A 20,130-nucleotide genomic window follows, 5' to 3' on the forward strand; every position below is an offset into this window, starting at 1 on the left:
ATTTCATTACTTGCCAAGTGAAGCAATTGCAGCCAATGCATCGTCTAGCGTACGCACAGAAACTAACTTCATGTTCGTATCTAACGTATCCCACTTCGCCTTAGCTTCTGCATAATTTTGCTCGGGCACTAAAAACAAAGCGGCCTGCTCTCGATCTGCTGCCACCACTTTATATTTGACGCCACCAATTGCCCCGACCTTACCATCGGGTGTAATCGTACCCGTTCCCGCAATCCGGAAACCTTTCGTCAAATCATTAGGTGTTAATTGGTTAATGATCTCTAACGTAAACATAAGTCCTGCCGACGGTCCACCGATGTCGCTTTCTTTAAACCCAACTTTTTTTCCACTATCTATGGGAGCAACTTCTTTCTTTTCCCCGTACTTCAAACCAAAGCCAACCCATTTTTTTTGCGGTTTCTCTGTGCTTGATAATTCAATTAGCGTTGCTTTAACGTGCTCGGATTTTCCATCCCGTTCCACTTTAGCCTGAACCGTTTCGCCCGCTTTTTTATGCATAAGTGCTCGTTTCAAATCTTCATATTGCTGAATCGGTTGCCCATCGATATGTGTAATCCGATCCCCTGTTTTAAAATCATTTTTAGCAACATCTGGGTAGTTATAAATGACATATACGCCTTTTGATATCACTTTATAAGGTACTTTTGCTTTGTTATACGCCGCACTAATCGCATCAAATTGAGAATCTGTCATATTAAAAAGCTGATCCGTCACATATTCCTCTTCCGATCGCCCTTGCAACGAGTCTGCCTTTTTCCCATAGTCAGCATGAGGATCAAATGCTTTCCACACGATGAGCGCGATATTTGCATATGCCCGTCGTACCGTTGTGAGCATAAAGGTACCGTTTTCAACCTGATCTCCCTTGTCTACCTTCACCATTGGCTTTACATCTTCAGCACTTCCAGGCGTGTAAATGACATACGGGGTTGGCATATAAACGGTCACATAAATCGTGAACAGGCCAGCAAAAAACCATTTCCAAAAATAAGACATCCCTCGATGAGTATGCGAATGCTGTCTATTACCAGTTTCCAACGTCCTGTTACCTCCTATCATGAACCTATTCACAGACTCTTCATCCGAAAGAGCCTAAGTAGCCTAACTTCCATTTGGTCTAAAGCTAGTCCTTTTTACGTACATATATGTGGTGTAGAACATGAATGGTTGACGTATATTCCAGTGAGGTGACTTCTATGTTCTCTTTTCGCACTCCGTTCAGCCAACATCCTTTTTTTACGCTTATTTTCGGTTGTATGGCTGCATTGCTCGTTGTTTGCATCGTTTCTTATCCCGATCAAGCCTTTAATGCCTCATTACAGGGGTTGAAAATATGGTGGAATATTATTTTTCCTGCCCTGCTGCCGTTTCTTGTGCTATCTGAGATGCTGATCGCTTACGGCTGGGTTCATGGTCTCGGCGTGTTGCTCGACCCGTTAATGCGCTTGCTGTTTCGTCTACCAGGCGTTGGAGGCTGGGCTTGGTCCATCGGTTGGACCGCTGGTTACCCCGCAGGAGCAGAAGCTGTCGTTAAGCTTCGCCACCAAGAGGCACTGTCGCGACGGGAAGCAGAGCGCCTGTTGAGCTTGTCGCACGCTAACAATCCCATTTTTATGATTGCCGTTATTGGCGTCGGGTTTATGCAGCAAGCCGAACTCGGTTTAGTTATCGCTATTGTACACTGGATATCCGCTCTTTTATCCATCTTTGTATTGCGTCTATGCGATAAGAGCGCTCCAGATATAACGACCTATCGCTTGGCAACAGAACATGCGACCAGCATGAAGCCCAAGTCGTCGTCAAGTCTGTTACAGCGTGTACTAGAAGCGATGGAGCATGCTCATCGCCGTGACGGTCGACCGTTTGGCAAGTTGCTGGGTGAATCGGTTACATCAGCCGTCCATACGCTGATGATGATTGGCGGATATATGATGATGTTTTCTGTGATCGCTCAAGTCTTGCGCCTCGCTATCCCACAGCAATTCGGCAATTATATGATGAACGGATTGCTAGAGGTGAATTTAGGTGCTTACACACTCGGTTCAGCAACGTTTACTTCACCTATATTTCAAGCTGCCTTAATTGGTGCTGTCGTAGCATGGAGTGGCATTAGTGCCCATTTACAAATTCACAGCATCATTAAAGGTACAGATATACGCTATCGCACATTTATGTTGTCCCGTCTGCTACACGCCGGCATGGCGTTTGTATTGACCTACGTGCTCTGGAGACCGCTTCGCTCCATTTTTCATCACGAAGATGAAGCTGCTGCTGTCTTCGCTGCAACTGGACCGATAGAAGAAGCGGGAGCCAGCAGCGCCTCTGTTCACGATCAGGCCGCAAATAGCTTAAGCTCCCCTGAGGGAGCTCTTGAATGGATTCATGTTAGCGAATGGTATGTATTAATGCCGCTATGTGTACTTTTCGTCGCAAGCTTATTCATCGTTTCACGAATCATCGCTTTGTTTGCGCGTTCACGCTAGCGGATATTACGATGCGTCATACATTCATGAAAGGTGCATTAATCAATGTTATTGAATTTTTCACGTAATGCTGTTTCGACTTCAGGTGTAACTAATTCGACTACCTCACCTTTAAAACGAGCAATTTCTTTGACCATACTTGAACTAAGATACGAATATTTAGGATTTGTCATCATAAAAATCGTTTCTACTCTTGGATTGAGCTTCTGGTTGGTAGAGGCTAGCTGCAACTCATATTCAAAATCAGTTACGGAACGGATACCGCGCACAATGACATGACCTTGCTTGTCATCCATATAGTTCACGAGTAAGTCCCGAAAACTGTCAATCTCAACATTAGGAATATGGCTTGTTGTTTGACGCAGCAATTCCTTGCGCTCTTCAACGGTAAACAGCGGATTTTTACTCAAATTGTTTAATACTGCTACAATTAGTTTATCAAACTGCTTTGCAGCTCGTTGAATAATGTCTATATGACCCAAAGTTACCGGATCAAAACTACCTGGATATACAGCGATGCGTGGCTCACAAGGCTGTTTGCTATTGTGTGTCATACTCTGTGCTGCTCCTTCCTGTTTGGCGCTCCAGCGTTACCTTACTGAAGTCGCCATCTCCGTATTGCTGCAAATTTTAATTTCTGATATATCGTAAATGGCTACTCATTTTCGACGCGGTAAATGGTTATCGCAATATCGCCGTATTGTGCCTGCTTCCATACGACAAGCGAGTCCACACTTTCTGGATAAGTATGCTGTGCGTCATGCTCGACGACAACGGTGGCATCCGGGGAAATAAGCCCTTTTTCCAACATTTCACGCAACATATCGTCAGCATCTTTCAACCGATAAGGGGGATCCAGAAATAATAAATCAAATGTCATTTCCCTTTTAACGAGTGCCTTAATGGCTCTTCTTGCATCATTGCGATAAATTTCAGCTTGTCCTTCCATACCTGTTGCTTGTACGTTGTGGCGGATCACATCAATCGCCTTCGTATCCATATCAACAAATACCGCTTTGTCAGCACCGCGACTCAATGCTTCGATACCTAATCCACCTGTACCCGCAAATAAGTCAAGCACGTTACCTCCATCAAAATATGGTCCGATCATACTAAATAGCGCTTCCTTGACTTTATCTGTCGTTGGACGCGTGCCCGAACCGGGTACAGCTTTAAGTGAACGACCTCTCGCCGTTCCCGAAATCACTCTCACGATATCTTCACCCATTCTTTGATCTGCGTTGCTTACACAACGATAACATTTCACGTCGTTTATCGTACCATATTTCGCGTCATTTTGAAAAAGAAACCGATTTCTAAACCACAAAAAACGCCCCTCCCTATTTAGTGTGGAAGAGCGTTTTTTGCTTATGTTTACTACATTAAGGCTATTTAACTGCCCATTATATACAATTACTTCACTTGCTCGTCGATGACACGCTCTACATCTTTCAACATCTCTTTACGCGCAGCATCATCCACCAATGGCACAGCCGCATAGAAACGGTGGTCAAGTACATTCATACCGACGAATTCAAAAATACCTACATCAGACGTTAGCTGCATCGCTTTAGTCGTTCCGTTCAGCTCGTATAGCTCTGCTGCATTGCCTTGTGTCGTAAAGAGCGTTGCCGATCTACCAGACAATAGCTTATCAATCCCTGTAGCCGTATAGCGATAAGCAAAACCGTGAGAAAACACACGATCAAAGTAGCCTTTCAAAATAGCCGGCAAACCCGTCCACCATACGGGATAAATAACAATAATATGGTCGGCCCATGTTACCCATTTTTGCTCTGTAGCGATATCTTCCGGCAAATTTCCAGAAGCGTATCCTTCAAAATCATTGCCTGTCAATACAGGATTGTAGTTCATTGCATACAAGTCGCGAACTTCGACTTCATGACCGTTTGCTTTTAATTTATTCGTTACCGTCTCCAAAATAGCGTGGTTAAAGCTTTGCGGGTTAGGGTGTGCGTATAGGACTAAGTTCTTCATTGTGTTCTTCCTCCTCGTAATTAAGCCTAGCTACATCTTCTTATGGTGAAAGATGATTCCATGCATATACTATAACTGATTTAGTTACAGTAAGTCAATTTTTTTACCGATTTCTCAGACGAGTACCCAAGAACACAACTGATTTTTCCTTAATTTTGTCTTAAAAATGGAAAGAGCCCAGGTTTATCCCTAGGGCTCTTTCTTGACTATAATCATCTCAGCGATCACCGTGCGGTAGATCTTTAAAGACACATATTCTCCATGTGTGTCCCCAATCCGTCCCCAACGTAATCTTTGTTTGTCATCGATTCAATTGAAAAACCTAAGCAAGATACAGTTGTCCATAAAAAATAATCGGGCGCCCCTTACGGGACGCCCTCATGGGAGAGGAGAAACCGGACGAAGAGCTTATGGGGAAACGTAAGTCTTCTCCGCGGTTGTCTACGACATTCAAAATGTCGATAATTAAAGGATTGCCCATCAGGGCCAAATTATACATCAAATGATCATTTTTGTTACGACGCACTGCCATTTGCACGTTCTAAACGGGCAATAATTTTGCCTGAACGTAAGGCTGCATATACGACAAACACAAGAGAAACGCTGCCGAATACGAGCACCATATATTTCAATCCGATCGCATCAAGTAAAAAGCCTGCGCTTAGCAGCACGACTTGGAACAGCACCCGATCTAGCATGCTGCGGAACGAAAAGAATCGCCCATGAAAGTCCTTCGGAATCGCGGTTTGCATATACGTTGAGAACAATGGGAAAAAGCAGCCCATCGCAAAGCCAAATAGCCCGAACGCTAGCAAGGACATCACTTTAATATCTGCAAAGAACAACAGCATTTGGGCAATCGCCATAAAAAAGGCGAACACAAACAGCATGTTCAGCAATTTATGTTTGCCTGAAACGCGTTTTACTAAAAAGGCGGCAACAATAAACGCAATTCCCTCAACCGCATACAAAAGACCTTTAATTTGCGGATCATTTTGCAGTTCGCTAATGTTGATAACCATCAAATTAAAGCTACCGATAAACAAAGTGGGCACAATGCCAATACAAAGCATCATAATAACAACTGGCATTCCTTTTAAAATCGGCCATATTTCTTTAAAGCTACCGCTACCTTTTCCTTTTCGCTGCGCCCCTTCTGCCGCTGGTGTCTCTTCGATGTCTAAAAAGAATGTTGATATCAACAATATCACATACATCCCAAACGAAATGACATACAGCTCAGACAAACTGATCGTGACGAGCAGGATGCCCGCTAAAGTTGTACCTAGTATCCGAGCCAAAGTTCCTACATTTACATGGACACCATTCAGTGTTAACAAATCTTTTTCGTTAACGATACGAGGAATGACGGCTTGTAACGCCGGAAAATAAAAGCTAGAGGCGATTTGCAAACTAATCGCAAACATGACCATCCACCATACGGAATCCATCCCGATGGCCAAGAACATAAAGCAAACGCTGATGAGACGACCGAATCCTGCATAAATGAGCACTTTCTTTTTTGAATAGGAATCAATTATTTTTCCCGCAAAAGGCCCAGCTAACACCCCCGCTAACAATCCCACAAATAATACTAACGATTTCATAAAATCAGATGGAATATGCCGCTGCATAAATTCAAGATTGGCGATGATCGATGACCACAAGCCTAAACCAGCGAAAAATTCGCCCCCTAACAAGATCCAAACGTTGCGATTACTCCACATGATCAATTGTCCCCGATTCTTTTATACATGTCGTGTTTATGTATTTTTCAATATCATAGCAGTTCTGAAAATGGGCAGCAACAAAAAGAATACGTACATTTGTTTGCATCAGTTTTCACAATTGATCGCGAAAAAGCCGCAAACATAACATTGGTTTTGCGGCTCGGATCGGTTTGATTTGGTTTAAATTGATTTGGTTTGATTTGGTTTGAATTGGTTTTATTCGGTTCAGTTTAGTTCGATTCTGTTCAATTCGGCTCAAATCGCCCTATACAACGACATACAGTGATATGCAACGTTAAACCCTTCTATCCGCGCTAATGAGATCCGGCTCTTGCACGCCATTCGCTTGCGACCAGCGGACAAAAGCCGCCACATGCTCAGCTATAACACCAGTCGCCACAGCCGCATACATTTCGCCAATCGTACGGCATGATTCGCTAAATGGCTGCAAACCATCCATCGTCAGCACCCCATATTCGCCAAGTGGAATCGAAATAAGCGAGCGATACGGACTTTTTGACTCGACATTCCGCTCCCAGTCTTCATCTTTTGTCACATCCACACATTGAATGACCACTTGCTTGCGGAATGAGCGACCTGCGATCGAACGATCGACGTGCAACTGACGCTCACCTACGTAGTGCTTGGGAAAGCCAGCGGACGCAAATCGCAGCGTCAACATTTGCTCAGTAGCTAGCCAGACACCGCAGCGATGATGCCCACCCGGTGACGCTTTCATGTCAACGGCTAGCATATCAAGCATCCGCTGCATCAAGAATGTCGACTCGTTCAACACGGCATACGGATCTGCCAGCGCTCTTAGATCGTTCAGCGCATCTACAAATGGCTTCATGTTTCGCAACGCGGATAATGACTGCTGCGCCGTTTGCTCTGTTGCCGCATGCGCTTCCCGCAGTTCATCAACACGCGTCTGCATCGTCAAGGTTCGGTCTTCGCGGTTCATAATGTCGCTAATCATTTCGCTAAATTTCTTGTTAATGTACAACGTTTTAATGAAATAGAACGCAATCCCTACCGCAATGACGATGGCAAATAAGTGAAACGCCCATGGTGGTAGCTTGTCGAGCGCCACTCTTATCATAGCTTCCATATGCCTTCCCTCGCTTTCCCGCATCCCTATCATGAATCTTAGTACATGCTTATGTGCAGTCGAAGGCGAACATTCATTCTTTTACACTTTTTTCTCATCATTTTACAAAAAAATCACAAAAAAACCGTCCGCTCTTCATGTTCGAAGAATGGACGGTCCTTATGTTAACCATGTTGCTGCACCGTAGCTGTCGTTGCAGGACGTACCTTTACAGGCTTCGTTTCCACCTGTTGCGGTATACCTGCTTGCACAGTCCATGTAATGACTTTACCCGCAATGCTGACCGCCAAAATTGTATAAAGCGTGTCTGCCAGCGGCAAATAAAACATCGAAATCAGCAATACCGCTATATCAAATATAATAAACACTGTACCTACACTCAAACGTGTGACACGGCTCAAAAATAGCGCCATAATATCGTCGCCACCTGTTGCTCCGCCGGATCGCAGCACGATTCCTGCTGCCAAACCTGTCAATAAACCGGACGTTACCGCAGCCAGTACCATGTTCTCACCAAAATTCATAACTAGCGGCGAAAATCGCTCAAACAGGTCGTATGATAATGAAAATACCCCTGCCGCAATCGCCGTGTTCATAATGAACGTCCGCCCTTTCAAAAACCAGGCAGCAATAAATATCGGAATGTCTAGCAACAAGACTGTTAACGCAGGCGACCAATCGAATACATACTTTCCGAGTAAAGCCAGCCCTACAAAACCACCTTCAGCCAAGTTGTTCTGAAAATTAATATGATAGTAACTAAAAGCAAGCAATACTGCTCCAAAAATCATCCAAATAACATTACGTAACTGTTCTTTTTTCCTCATCCTTATAACCCCTCGTCGCTCTTAAATTTGTCCTTCGACCGACGGCAAGGTATAGAAATGAGGACTTGGTCCTTCGAATCATCAAGTTCACTCTTCCTTCGCAGTCAGTCTTTACGTATGGCAGCATTCAGCCATCTGCGAGAGGAAGCTAGATGTAAGAGAGATCATAACGTTTCCAGATTGTCCTTTGGGGATTCATCCTTCGGGGACGCATTGGTATCCTGATCCTTTCCTTAAGTTATTTGTGCACCCTAGTATATGACTGGTACACCCTTGTTTGTATTATATCACAATGTATATGTCCGCAGAACTCGGCTCATTCATCAAAAATCGGCGCGGAACGCGTTCCTCCACGTTTATATGGTATAAAGCCTGACTCACACCACGTTTGCTCACTACCCTCCCTGTTTTGCTCTAAAATGCTACCTCATCGGTGATCTTTACAAATTCGATAAATGCTGGTAACTCCTGATTGTCACGAATATCTCACATTTGATGTGCGCTGAATCACTTTGTGACTTAGCTCACAACAGTACACTATGACTTGTAAACGCTCGTCATTCTCGTTGGTTTCGGCGTTTCAGAGTTTCGGAGTTCCGGCACGGCACTCCAATTTTGTTATACACTTTATTTACACAAACATGCTTACTACCTTAGATGTGAACAACTAACCATTCATAGCTTAATCCAACCTACACCTACTCGATGTAAAATGGAAAGGATGAAATGAACATGTTATCTCAACAGACGATCGAAATTGTAAAATCTACTGCACCTGTATTAGCTGAACACGGACAACACATTACGAAACGGTTCTACGAAATGTTGTTTACGAACCACCCCGAGCTGCTGAACATATTCAACCATATGAATCAGCGCGAGGGGCGCCAGTCTGCGGCACTTGCCAATGCGGTATATGCAGCAGCAGTGAACATTGATCGCTTGGAGACGATTATTCCAGTTGTCAAACAAATCGGACACAAGCACCGCGCCTTAAACGTAAAGCCGGAGCATTATCCGATCGTCGGCAACTATTTGTTGCTAGCGATTAAAGATGTACTTGGCGAGGCTGCAACGGACGATATTATTGCCGCTTGGGGTGAGGCATACGGCGTTATCGCAAATGCGTTTATTTCTGTGGAGGAAGACATGTATACGGAGGCCAAGCAGCAAGCAGGTGGCTGGGAAGGCTTCCGCCGCTTCATTGTAGATCGCAAAGTGAAGGAAAGCGACGTGATTACATCCTTCTACTTGCAAGCCGAAGATGGCGGTGCTATTGCAGCGTTTGAGCCAGGGCAATATTTGACGGTACGCGTGCAGCCTGCGGGCCATCCTAACACGCATTTGCGTCATTATAGCTTGTCTGATGCATCTGGCAAAGACATGTACCGCATTAGCGTCAAACGTGAAGCGGGCATAATCACTAACGATAGCAGTGCAGCTCAAGGAACTGGCACAGAAGTAGGAGATAGTGGAATGCCGACTCATGGTGTCGTCTCGTGCTATTTGCACGACGCTGTGCAAGTAGGCGACGTGCTAGAAGCAAGCGCTCCTGCGGGTGAATTTACGTTGCAGCAAGGGATAGATACACCTGTCGTGCTATTAAGCGGCGGCGTAGGTGCCACCCCGCTAGTCAGCATGCTGCACACGCTCGTATCCCAAGAGCCTGCGCGGCAAGTACACTATGTCCACGCTGCACGAAACGGCAGCGCGCATGCTTTCCGCGAGGAAGTAGGCAACGTTGCAGCGCTACAGCGCCAAGTGCAAAGCTTCGTCTGCTATGATCATCCAGAATCAGACGACAACTGCGACCATCAGGGCTTTATCGATGCTACGTGGCTACAAGCAGTAATTCCGTCCGACGTTTGGTCGTCAGCCGATGTTTATTTTTGCGGTCCCGTTCCGTTTATGCGGGCGATGTATCGCGTGTTAAAACAACTTGGCGTCAGCACTGACCGTATTCACTATGAATTTTTCGGTCCAGCCAGCGCGATAGAGGAAGTATAAAACACTTCTAGTTAAACTATTATATAGGCTCCTGCATACGGAAATTGAAATGATTACATGCGGAAGTCGTTATGACGGCAGTTCAATCCGTCCAAGCAGCTCAATCAACTCAACCCGCTCCACCTGTTCCACAGCACCAACAAGTGCTGTATCAAGCGATTGCACTTCTTATGTAAGTTAATTTCTCATACGAAAACCCGCAAATTGTGCACATGTAAAAAAAGTGCCTGTTTTGCGGGTTTCATGCTGAAGTTCTGAAATTTTGAGATTTTGAAATTCTAAAGTTCGAAGTCTCTACTCTAACGTGCAAAAAATCGATCAAAATACCTTTTTTGCTCCCATATCCTCCTTCACAATTTCAACGGCCTCACGGAATCGTAGCGCATGCACAATTTCTCGCTCCCGTAAAAATTTCAAACTATCCTGCAAATCAACATCGTCTGTCATATCAATCAGCCACTGATAGGTCGCGCGTGCTTTTTCTTCAGCTGCAATATCTTCGTATAAATCTGCCAAAGGATCTCCTTTGGCTTGTATGTATGCCGCAGTCCACGGCACTCCTGCGGCGTTACTATAGAACAACGCTCGGTCATGGGACACAAAATGGGCGTCCAAGCCTGCCGCCTTCAACTGCTCCACCGTTGCATCCTTCGTGAGTTTATACACCATCGTCGCAATCATCTCTAAGTGCGCAAATTCCTCCGTCCCGATATCCGTCAGCAAACCGATAACTTTTTCAGGTATCGTATACCGCTGATTCAAATAACGCAGAGCCGCAGCCAACTCACCGTCTGCACCGCCGTACTGCTCCAACAGCAGCTTCGCCATATGCGGGTCACATTTGCTGACGCGTACGGGATACTGGAGCTTTTTTTCATACACCCACAATTACAGTTCCCCCATTTCTCATTAGAACGATCATTCATTGCTCGACTCACCTGCTTACACTTGCCACGGCCAGGGCACTTCCGCCCACGTCCATGGACACCCCGAGTAATCACGACCGAAATTTTGCAGTGGACCATAACGCTCTACATACACCTTCGCAAGCTTCGTTCTCTCTTGTACGTAATGGTTAAATTGCTGAATCGCTTGAACGTCCTGTGGATGCGTATCCAAATACAGATTCAGCTCCAACAGGGTAAAATCAACCTCTTGCAGCTGTAGGAGCAACTGATAGTATTCTGGTGTTTGAAAAGGACTCGCGCTACTCATGCGCCACCTCCATTCTCACTCCGCTGCGGTCCATATGGACTATAAAAAGCAGGCCATAGTGTTCCGTAACGTAGTGCTTGTGCAGGTGTAAATTGAGGTAAGTTAGACGGCTGAAAAGTGATGTATTGATTCGGTGGCACCACGTATGTTCTAGGACCGATCGAAGGACACGGATCATATGGACTCCTATAAGGCACATACGACCTTTCCTGAGATAATGGTGGTTTCTTTCCTGTTCCTTGCAGTTGCTGCCTAGACAGCGGCTCGATATTGTCTGTTTGATTCCCGTAACCGTAATGGCGTTGATCCACAGGATCCCTCCTCCTGCAAGCGACTAGCTATTTGATCATTATTACATTATTACAAAAGGAGGCTGTCCTATGTCTATCTACAGTAAACGTGCCCAGTAGAGGCTCACATTCCTTCATGACTCAATATGCCTTCATCGCCCACGGCAGCAATTTCAAAAATAAAAAAAGGCTATCCCTCTGTCATCTTTAATGACATCTGATAAGCCTCTTGTCTATACATCACCTATATTCCCTGCTTCGCTAAACGGTTGACCGTTTCGCGGCGCACACCGATAAACTGACCGATTTCTTCTTGAGTTAGCAAATCCGTCAACACCTCTTCCTCGGCATAGCTACCAAGCCATTGCTTGAACAATTGCAGCCGTTCAGCCGGTGAACCGATCGTCAGATGATCAACGCGCTGCTGCATAAAGCGCAATTTCTCCTGCAACAACCTCGCCACATCCAAAGCCTTTTCAGGATGCTGTTCCAAATCAGCATACCATTCTTCCGCCAAAATGCGCTCAACTTCGCTCGTCATCATCGCCGTAGCCGTTCCGTGGCAATCTTTCGCTGATATAAGTGAATGATGCGGTACCATTTCTCCTGGATATAAAATGTTAAACAATACGACATTTCCGTTCTCATGCAACCGCGTCACCTTGAACAAACCACTCACTACACGATACAGATACGTGCCAGAGTCCCCTTGTCTAAACAATATTTCCCCACGATGCAGCTTCATTAGCATCCGTGTACCCCCTCGTTTACGCTATACTTCACGATGCAGTGCTTACTGTCCAGCATTTTCTGGCGAGCAACATTTATCCCTGCTCTCTTTAAGTCAATCACTTCATTTTAATAAAGTAATTATACAACACTAGCGACTTAAACGCCTTTTTCGATGAATGCTGAACGGTACGCTAACCGCCTATTTACTTATTAAGTGATCTACTCATTTGCTCATTTACTTATTGACTTACTGACTTACTGACTTACTGACTTACTGATTTTACAGGCATACTGCCTCGTTCAAAACACGATTATTTGATTTTTTTTGTAATACCCCGTAGGCATTTCTGAGTGAGATGGTGCATTACTTCGGAGTATCGAACAGAAGGATCATGCTGAGGAAAAAACAAACGGGCACATCCTAATAAAGGATTGCCCATGAACTACGTAATAGCACACACACCAAGCCAACATACATCAATCGCCTTGGCGTTCATCCCTGATACAAACAAAGTAGGAACCCGAGAGAGCATTTCTGCTCCTCGGGTTCCTACTATCGTATTTACTACTTTTCAGCCCCGCCGCCGAAATTGATATGAAGCGTTTTAGCAATCAAGTGCGGCAGATCCGTATTATCGTGCAACCCCCGGAACAGCTCCGAACCAGGCCCGAATGCATAAATAGGTACATCCACACCGGTGTGTAAGTACGTAATCCATCCAACAAGAGCATGTTCGCTAATGACGGCGTTAATCGCTGGCATCGCTTCTTTGGCGCTCTTGATTTTAGCTTCTTCTGCGGCAGTCAACTCGATGCTCGCATACGTTCTGAGTACCTCTTTGACATTGCTTCTATCCGCATTCAGCTTACTTGCCATGAAACCTCCAGATGCATTGACACGTTGCAAGATTTCCGGCTTGGCACCGATTTGGCCATACCCGCCAACAGACATTCCACCCGTATCATGGTCACTTACGACGATGACCAATGTATTACCGTCCTGTTTGGCATATTCCAGCGCCAATCCTACCGCTTCATCAAACGCCTGTAAGTCCTTCATTGCCCAAGCAGCATCATTGTAGTGACCTGCCGAATCAACTTGGCTGCCCTCTACGAGCAGAAAGAAACCATCCTTGTCCGTTTGAAGAGCCTCGATCGCTTTGCCGGTCATTTCCCTTAAACTCGGCTCATTCGTTACCTCCCGATCGAGCTCCGAAGCCATTTCGCTATTCGCGAACAAGCCGAGTAGCTTGCCACCTTTTGCAGCCATCAGTTGGTCGCGATTATCCACAATATTGAATCCGCTTTGCTTCGCTTCTTCTATGAGATTGCGTGTCTTTTGCTTACCGCCCAACGACTCAGGAAGAAAATAAGATTTGCCTCCCCCCAAGATAACGTCTGCTCTTTCCAATTGTTGCGGAGCGATTTCGATTTCTTGAGCGCGAGAAAGAATATGTGAAGAGAACGCCGCTGGAGTTCCGTCAGTAATAGTCGATGTTGCCACCAGACCAGTTGCCTTACCTTGCTCCCGCGCCGCTTCCAGAATCGTTTTGCGCGCCTTCCCATCCGGAGTCGTGCCAATCATCCCGTTGTTAGTCTTGAATCCTGTCGCCATAGCGGTAGCCGCAGCAGCAGAATCCGTTAATGGAGAATCGGCCGCGTACGTCTTCACCATGCCGACAAGATGGGGATCCATCGACGAGTGTTTACCCGCATACAAGCGGTAATTGGTCGCATAATCGGTAGAATAGCCGTCCGGAATCATCAAGATGACGTTTTTCGCCTTTGGAGCGGCCGCACTAGCCGCTTGTCCAGCTTGAAAGTTAAACATCGTAAATACTAGAGACATCCCTAGTACAGTAGCAACTAGCTTTCTTTTCATCATTCTTTCCTCCAAATATGCTTATTCAAGACACCAATCATTCGATCAAACGCCCTCGGCGGAAGCCGTAACAGGACTGTTCCGCTCGGCAAGAAGATGTTTCAGCACGTTGTCGCTGACGCGGACTACATTGTTGTCATATCCGTTCCAGGCCAAACTGCCAGCCCAGTTCATCGAGCCGACGGAAAATACCGCTCCCCCACCGTCAATATCGAAATAGGTCATATCCGCACGTACGAGTGGATTTTGAGTGCCCCCCTGATTAGGTGCAGTATTCAACAATTCCTCATGCACGAACTGGTAATTGTCGTCAAATCCCGTAGCCGAAGCGAGCCAAAGGGTGTGTCGTGGCGTACCCAGTTTTAAATCGTAACGATCCAACTCGTCACCGGCCGCTCCACCCGCGGCAAAGCCGAAGTCCCCGATCGCCTCATCTTCGCCGATGCCCTCAAAAACAAAGCTTGCCTCTGGCTTGAAGCTGTCCGGCATGCGTTTGTAGCTGCACGCCATTCCGCCGCCTATAGCCGTAGTTCCAACGCCGAGTAACTGTTGCGGCACGTAGCCGTGATGCCTCCACAGTCCACCTGGTTCGCCAGTCGTACTGAGATGCAACTCACCTGGTGGCGAATCCGAAGAACGCGTACCGGCGTTGCCGCGCCGTACTTCCAGCAAATGAGGACGCTCCGGATCGACGCTCGTCACCCAATAGAAGCCGTTACCTCCCAAATACATGACACGACCGCCGGTAGCCAAATACTGCTCAAGCGCTTTCATCATTGGACGCGTCCAATATTCAGGATGGCTGCCCGTTATGATTACCTTATAAGGTCGCAGAAAATCGATTCCTTCATGATGCAAATCCTCATCCGTGGCCACATCGTGGCTATGTCCCCGCTGCTCCAGCCAGCCCGTTATGTACAGATCGGCGGAAAAATGCCGTATCGTCCGCCAGTTACGGTAATGTGGCCGCATATTCATAACCGGACGCAGACGAGAGGAATATTGAACGCCACTGCCGTCGCTGTTCAAGTCATAAATCGACTTACCAAGCTCAGGGTGCTCCTCCAAATATACGTCCTGTTCCGGGAGAACATAGTCTTCGCCCATGTAATCCTTCGCATACTTGAACAGCCATTCGTTCGCATACGCCATATAATTAAGCGTTGGCGCAAGAAACAAGACAGGTGCCGTCGCTCCGTCTTTCGCAGGGCGGACAAAGAACGCGATGTAGTCAATCTTGTCGCCCGCTTCCAACTTGAGCGCGTAAACTCCGCTCGCTAAATCGGCAGGTAGCCGCCACGTGATATCGGTCTCCCAACCAGCATCTACGAGATCATTATCATTAAAATGCACGGCAGCATATTGTTCTGGTGCATATCGGTGATCGGTCACTTCCCCGGTCCAATTATGACTCGTAACGCCACGCGTGCCACCTTGATGCAACGTGCCGTGATGACCATTTTCCGAGCGATCCTTCAGTCGGGTCGATGAGATACCGTCACTAAAATCATAATCGGCTACAAGGGCTGAATCGTCACACACGTCGTCCGTACCATTTGCCAACTCCTGAAGTTGCACATGGTCATAAACAGCGTGAGAAAATCTTGGGTTCCCAATCTTTCCGTTATAATGGCTGAAAGGACGCACAGTGCCATCCGCTTGTGAATCCGCCGCAAGCAACACGCGCGACAAGACGACGTCCGCCAAGTTCAACTGCGCTGCCTCCGTGTGTACTTGCGTGTCATTCTTAGGCAACCAGCCATTATGGCGGCTAGCAAAAAGCGTCGCCTTCCCGCTCCGTGCGGAATATTGCAGCGCTATGAAATACCACGACTTCGCCTCTAACGGCGTAGCGGTACGCACTTGAACCGACTGTCCGCATCCATCTGTGATCGATAACGTTAAATAGGCATTCTCATCCTGTACCAACTCCACTCCCGCTGCGCCAGCGGCGGAACGAGCAGATAGGACCGTCTGCGGACGATTATACGTCTGGATCGTCGGCATGATCCACAGCTGTGCCGAAAATTCACCACCCTGCAGCCACGTGGACGGCAGTGGTAACTCGGCATAGGACCCTGTCACAATTGTTGGCTGACGACGTCCGCGGTACTCGCCCGCACAGTCAGCATCTACGGGTGCGGTTGGCAGATCCAACGAGTGATCCGGGTCGGTTAACCCGCCGCAGATCCGCACGACACTGGCCGTGTACATGGAACTCGTCGTGTCGATTTTAAAATTCAGCTCTTGTCCTGGCTGTACGCTCCAATGATCGGCATACCCGACAATGGTTAAGCGCTCTTGCCCTGTCGTATTAGCTGAGTTCGCTGTATCATGTTGATTTTGTTTCATAGAAAAACCCCCATTAGCTAAAATATTTTTCGGGCGTCATGGTGTTTTCTCATGGTGCAGCGTTTCGTATGTTGTTGTACAAAGTTGAAAGTTGTCGCAAGTGAATGTCGTCAAAGGTGTGGGATATTACAAAAAGAATAAAGGGGTAGCTTAAGAGTTAAATCTGGGGTTGTTTTCTTATTATAGCATAATATCCCGACTGATCAAAACTACTTTTTACGACATCGTTTGATATTATTGAGCATACCTATCACTTATTGGATAGCATACGCACCTCAATACATAGATATGGAAACGAATACGGATACGAACATACGTAAAAAAACGGGCCCCACTGAACGCTATCCGCGTTTGCCGTGTGCCCGTTTCATAGAACAATAGATTTATATCTAGTTATTTCAAAGCTCACTATTGAGCCTGTCTGTTCTGTAGAACAAGATCAGTCAGACGCTTGACGGTGCTTATAGACTCTAATGTCAAATCGTCCTCATCGAATGTAAATTGAAATCGCTGTTCCAATTCCGTAAGCAGTCTAACAATCGTCATCGAATCCAGTACCCCAGCATTGCCAACTAATTCGGTGTCAGCATCAACAGCCGGAACATTGAGCATGTCCTTGATCAGTTGCGTAATCTCTTGTTCAATCGCATCACGATTCATTTCCTATTTCCCCTATCTCGAGCCAATCGAAAGCCATGTGTGGGAGCGGTAGCTCCAACATGTAACTAGATTGTTCGTCTTCCGTATGCATTTTCTTGAATCCAATCATTTCTAACAATAATCTTGCGGGCAAATTGCGTTGTTTGCGTACCAATTGACACCAAACCGTGTTCGCCTGCTGAGCCTGTCGCCCTAATCGTTCCATTACCGTATATAAAAAGGCAGAAGCGATGCCGCGGCCTTCGATGCGGCAAGAAATGCAGAACAGCTTAATATCGATCCGATCCCCGACGACAGTGGCAAAACAAGTTCCGATCAAACCGTGCTTCCCAAACCGATCCTCCAGCTTGACCACAAATAAAACATTGTCGGCTTGGCTACAAAACGATTCGACAAACGGATAATCGATTCGCTCCAATAGACTGTTCATCTGATTCGTTCTATGGGACAATTCGACAACCCGCGCGTAATCTTCGGGCCGAGCTGTTCGAATATGTAGTTTCATTTGGCATTCCTTCAAAAATTGCTCGCGACTGCCCTTGTACGCCCGCTGCGCCTCTTCACGCTGTTGTCGCGCCTGCATATATTGCCGCCGGCTGGACGCTTCTTCACTCGCTTGAACAAGCTGAAACTCCGGAAATTCAAGCATTTCCCGATATTGTTCTGCGGCGTACGTACGCACCTCTGGTACATAATAGTTCACTTCAAACCGCTCGAATGGATCGTTGTCGACAAACGCCAACGCATCCAAGCCGATATTCAGTTCCTTGGCGATCCGCTCCATACTTGCCGCTTTCGATTCGAAATGGCATTGCGGATATAAAAAATAATGGTCGATTTCCAGTTGTTCCAGTTTGCGTTTCACTTGTTCCCAACTGTTGCGACTGGCAATGCTATGTAAAATTCCGCGCTGGTCCAGCGTAGCGATTACGTTCACGATATCCGGTAGTAGCTTGACGCCCGCTTCGTCGTCCCGAAGCGTTCCTTCCCACAACGTATCGTCCAAATCCCAAACGACGCATTTAATCATTTGCATCGCTGGTCGATAACTCCATCGTGATGTGCGTCGGTTTAAAACCATATTTTTTGTAAAGTAGCCGCATCGGCAAATTGCTTACGTGCACTTTTCCTAAAATTTGAGTGGCGCCTTCGCGCTCGCAATATGTCATTCCCGCTTCGAATAGCTCATCCACATAGGCCGAGCCACGGTAAGGCTCCTCTATGTAGAAACTCTTAAAATTCGCATAGGTTTGTTTCGTCACGAAATTTTCCCGTGGCGTAATCCACATCCAGCCCGCAATATTCCCGTCTACTTCCAAGACAATCATTCCTTGTTGTTCATAGCGAAGCGCCTTTTCCAGTTTCTTAGCATGAAATCCTAGATCGGTTACGGCTTCTTCGCCAAACGAAATCACTGAAATATCGGTTTCAAAGCGAGCGATAGTTGCTATGTCGTGCTGCTGCATTTCTCTAATCGGCATCTTACTGCGGCTCCATTCTGCGTTCTTATGCGTTCTTTTTATGAATGAGCTCAAAGGTGTCGTGACGGCAGTTCGGACAGCAGTCTTGCTTAAGCTGCTCGATGGTCTGCCATTGCAATTGAAACCCAACTTCCGTCACATGATTGCACTGCTTGCATTCGTACAAGCGCACCGTGCGTCTCACTTCCCCCGTATACAGGGCATCCCGATATTCGCGGGAAATGTTTTCCTTTGTCTCCTCCGTAGATTGTAACACAATCATCTGACTTGTGTTACCAATAATTTCAGCACCAATATACGTATTGAAACGCGGCAAAATGCTCGTCACCATCAAGCCCATTTGCGAAAATTCCCGCTGCATCTCCAATGTGAAATCAGGCGATTTGTGAGCGAACGACAGAAAAATCGGAAGCCCTACTTCCTTTTTCAACAATTGGACGCCCCGCGATACGAATAACGACATGCCTTGCAGCGTATACGGCGGATCCGTGAATACACAATCAAAGCGGTGTAAAAATTCGGACGGGAGCTCATCGCGGAAGTTCATCTCGTAACATACGATCGGCAAATCTTCAACTTCAGCAAGGTAGTTAATATAACTGATAATCCGCTTGTCTATCTCGAATAGATGTATGCGCGTGTTGGACTTATGAGCATCTTGTTGGAACAAATATTTCAGTAGAAACGCCAATGACACAGTGACCAGATCATCGTCCCCTAAGCAGACGATATCTCTCCCGATAAGAGCTTCGTTTTGAAGCGCGAGAACGGCCCGTTTGACACTCGTCTCTAACGTACAGCGTGATTGATCGATCGTAACATCGACTTGTGGTCGCCCCTCGAAAACGCTTTCGAGTTTCGTAAACATGTCCCGCAGATCGTCGTGCTGCCAATCCCCGCTCTTCAAACGCTGGTACAATGGCTGATTCAAATCACCATATCCCATTGTCTGCTCGACCAACCGCTTCCCCTTCACCGTGCAGTGGACGCCCTTGGCTTGCTCGATAATTCCCGCCTTGATAAATTCCTTCTTAATGGCGGCTACGAGCGGCAGCGGTAACAGTGTCTTGCGTGCAATTTCCTTCGTAGAGATACCTGGCTTGAAATAAATATCCAGCAAAATATTTTCGATGATTTTATTACCCTCTTTAATAGAAACTTGGGAATAAACAGAGTTCAAAATTTCATTATTCATCGGCTTATTGTGTCTCCTTTGTCATGGCTGAGCCACACCCAGCAATATCTTCGATTGTATGATTATGGAACGCAGACACAATCATTATCTGATAATTGGAAAACAAATGCAAGATTCCCGTCAATAAATAGAAATTAATGACGGGA

At 46.4% G+C, this 20,130-nt stretch carries 19 protein-coding genes; 2 read left to right on the forward strand and 17 right to left on the reverse strand.

Features of this window, described 5'->3' with window-relative positions:
- Nucleotides 1-6: 6 nt before the first annotated feature.
- Nucleotides 7-1,059 carry a YlbL family protein gene (locus KIK04_RS02135; RefSeq protein WP_232276709.1) on the reverse strand — a complete coding sequence of 351 codons (1,053 nt, stop codon included), beginning with the start codon at nt 1,057-1,059 and terminating at the stop codon, nt 7-9.
- Nucleotides 1,060-1,217: 158 nt separating this feature from the next.
- Here KIK04_RS02135 and KIK04_RS02140 point away from each other — a divergent pair, with 158 nt between their 5' ends.
- On the forward strand, nt 1,218-2,504 hold the full coding sequence (locus KIK04_RS02140; protein ID WP_232276710.1) for a nucleoside recognition domain-containing protein: 1,287 nt from the start codon (nt 1,218-1,220) through the stop codon (nt 2,502-2,504).
- 38 nt (nt 2,505-2,542) lie between these two features.
- On the opposite strand, the gene coaD is transcribed toward KIK04_RS02140, so the two are convergent.
- The 6 genes from coaD to KIK04_RS02170 form a co-directional block, all read right to left on the reverse strand.
- Nucleotides 2,543-3,058 (reverse strand): pantetheine-phosphate adenylyltransferase, encoded by a 516-nt coding sequence (gene coaD / locus KIK04_RS02145; RefSeq protein ID WP_232276711.1) that lies wholly within the window; start codon nt 3,056-3,058, stop codon nt 2,543-2,545.
- Between the two features lie 101 nt (nt 3,059-3,159).
- Nucleotides 3,160-3,717, reverse strand: coding sequence for a 16S rRNA (guanine(966)-N(2))-methyltransferase RsmD (gene rsmD / locus KIK04_RS02150; RefSeq protein WP_232278555.1), 558 nt, complete (start codon nt 3,715-3,717; stop codon nt 3,160-3,162).
- Between the two features lie 200 nt (nt 3,718-3,917).
- A complete protein-coding gene (locus KIK04_RS02155; protein ID WP_232276712.1) occupies nt 3,918-4,502 on the reverse strand; it encodes an NAD(P)H-dependent oxidoreductase in 585 nt (194 codons plus the stop codon).
- Nucleotides 4,503-5,017: 515 nt separating this feature from the next.
- Nucleotides 5,018-6,229 (reverse strand): MFS transporter, encoded by a 1,212-nt coding sequence (locus KIK04_RS02160; RefSeq protein WP_232276713.1) that lies wholly within the window; start codon nt 6,227-6,229, stop codon nt 5,018-5,020.
- Between the two features lie 298 nt (nt 6,230-6,527).
- Nucleotides 6,528-7,343 (reverse strand): GAF domain-containing protein, encoded by an 816-nt coding sequence (locus KIK04_RS02165; protein WP_232276714.1) that lies wholly within the window; start codon nt 7,341-7,343, stop codon nt 6,528-6,530.
- 164 nt (nt 7,344-7,507) lie between these two features.
- Complete coding sequence (locus KIK04_RS02170; protein WP_232276715.1) at nt 7,508-8,170, reverse strand: YitT family protein; 663 nt, start codon at nt 8,168-8,170, stop codon at nt 7,508-7,510.
- Nucleotides 8,171-8,902: 732 nt separating this feature from the next.
- On the opposite strand from KIK04_RS02170, the gene hmpA reads away from it, so the two are divergent.
- Nucleotides 8,903-10,177, forward strand: a complete 1,275-nt coding sequence (gene hmpA, locus KIK04_RS02175; protein ID WP_232276716.1) for an NO-inducible flavohemoprotein — start codon at nt 8,903-8,905, stop codon at nt 10,175-10,177.
- Nucleotides 10,178-10,495: 318 nt separating this feature from the next.
- Here hmpA and KIK04_RS02180 read toward each other — a convergent pair whose 3' ends face one another.
- The 10 genes from KIK04_RS02180 to KIK04_RS02225 form a co-directional block, all read right to left on the reverse strand.
- Nucleotides 10,496-11,065: a manganese catalase family protein gene (locus tag KIK04_RS02180; RefSeq protein WP_232276717.1), complete on the reverse strand. Its 570-nt coding sequence runs from the start codon at nt 11,063-11,065 to the stop codon at nt 10,496-10,498.
- Between the two features lie 54 nt (nt 11,066-11,119).
- Nucleotides 11,120-11,392 (reverse strand): spore coat protein CotJB, encoded by a 273-nt coding sequence (locus tag KIK04_RS02185; protein ID WP_232276718.1) that lies wholly within the window; start codon nt 11,390-11,392, stop codon nt 11,120-11,122.
- Nucleotides 11,389-11,703, reverse strand: coding sequence for a spore coat associated protein CotJA (locus tag KIK04_RS02190; RefSeq protein ID WP_442951129.1), 315 nt, complete (start codon nt 11,701-11,703; stop codon nt 11,389-11,391). Before KIK04_RS02190 ends, KIK04_RS02185 begins: the two co-directional genes overlap by 4 nt.
- Before the next feature lie 223 nt (nt 11,704-11,926).
- Nucleotides 11,927-12,433, reverse strand: coding sequence for a Crp/Fnr family transcriptional regulator (locus tag KIK04_RS02195; RefSeq protein WP_232276719.1), 507 nt, complete (start codon nt 12,431-12,433; stop codon nt 11,927-11,929).
- Between the two features lie 546 nt (nt 12,434-12,979).
- Nucleotides 12,980-14,299: an alkaline phosphatase gene (locus tag KIK04_RS02200; protein ID WP_332329991.1), complete on the reverse strand. Its 1,320-nt coding sequence runs from the start codon at nt 14,297-14,299 to the stop codon at nt 12,980-12,982.
- 42 nt (nt 14,300-14,341) lie between these two features.
- A complete protein-coding gene (locus tag KIK04_RS02205) occupies nt 14,342-16,648 on the reverse strand; it encodes a N,N-dimethylformamidase beta subunit family domain-containing protein (protein ID WP_232276720.1) in 2,307 nt (768 codons plus the stop codon).
- Nucleotides 16,649-17,056: 408 nt separating this feature from the next.
- Nucleotides 17,057-17,308, reverse strand: a complete 252-nt coding sequence (locus KIK04_RS02210) for an acyl carrier protein (RefSeq protein WP_232276721.1) — start codon at nt 17,306-17,308, stop codon at nt 17,057-17,059.
- Nucleotides 17,298-18,344, reverse strand: a complete 1,047-nt coding sequence (locus KIK04_RS02215; protein ID WP_232276722.1) for an HAD-IIIC family phosphatase — start codon at nt 18,342-18,344, stop codon at nt 17,298-17,300. Before KIK04_RS02215 ends, KIK04_RS02210 begins: the two co-directional genes overlap by 11 nt.
- Nucleotides 18,331-18,789 (reverse strand): GNAT family N-acetyltransferase, encoded by a 459-nt coding sequence (locus KIK04_RS02220; protein WP_232276723.1) that lies wholly within the window; start codon nt 18,787-18,789, stop codon nt 18,331-18,333. Before KIK04_RS02220 ends, KIK04_RS02215 begins: the two co-directional genes overlap by 14 nt.
- A gap of 25 nt (nt 18,790-18,814) precedes the next feature.
- Complete coding sequence (locus KIK04_RS02225) at nt 18,815-19,984, reverse strand: bis-aminopropyl spermidine synthase family protein (protein WP_232276724.1); 1,170 nt, start codon at nt 19,982-19,984, stop codon at nt 18,815-18,817.
- Between the last annotated feature and the right edge of the window lie 146 nt (nt 19,985-20,130).

The sequence above is a fragment of the Paenibacillus sp. 481 genome (genome assembly GCF_021223605.1).
Lineage (GTDB): Bacteria > Bacillota > Bacilli > Paenibacillales > Paenibacillaceae > Paenibacillus_B.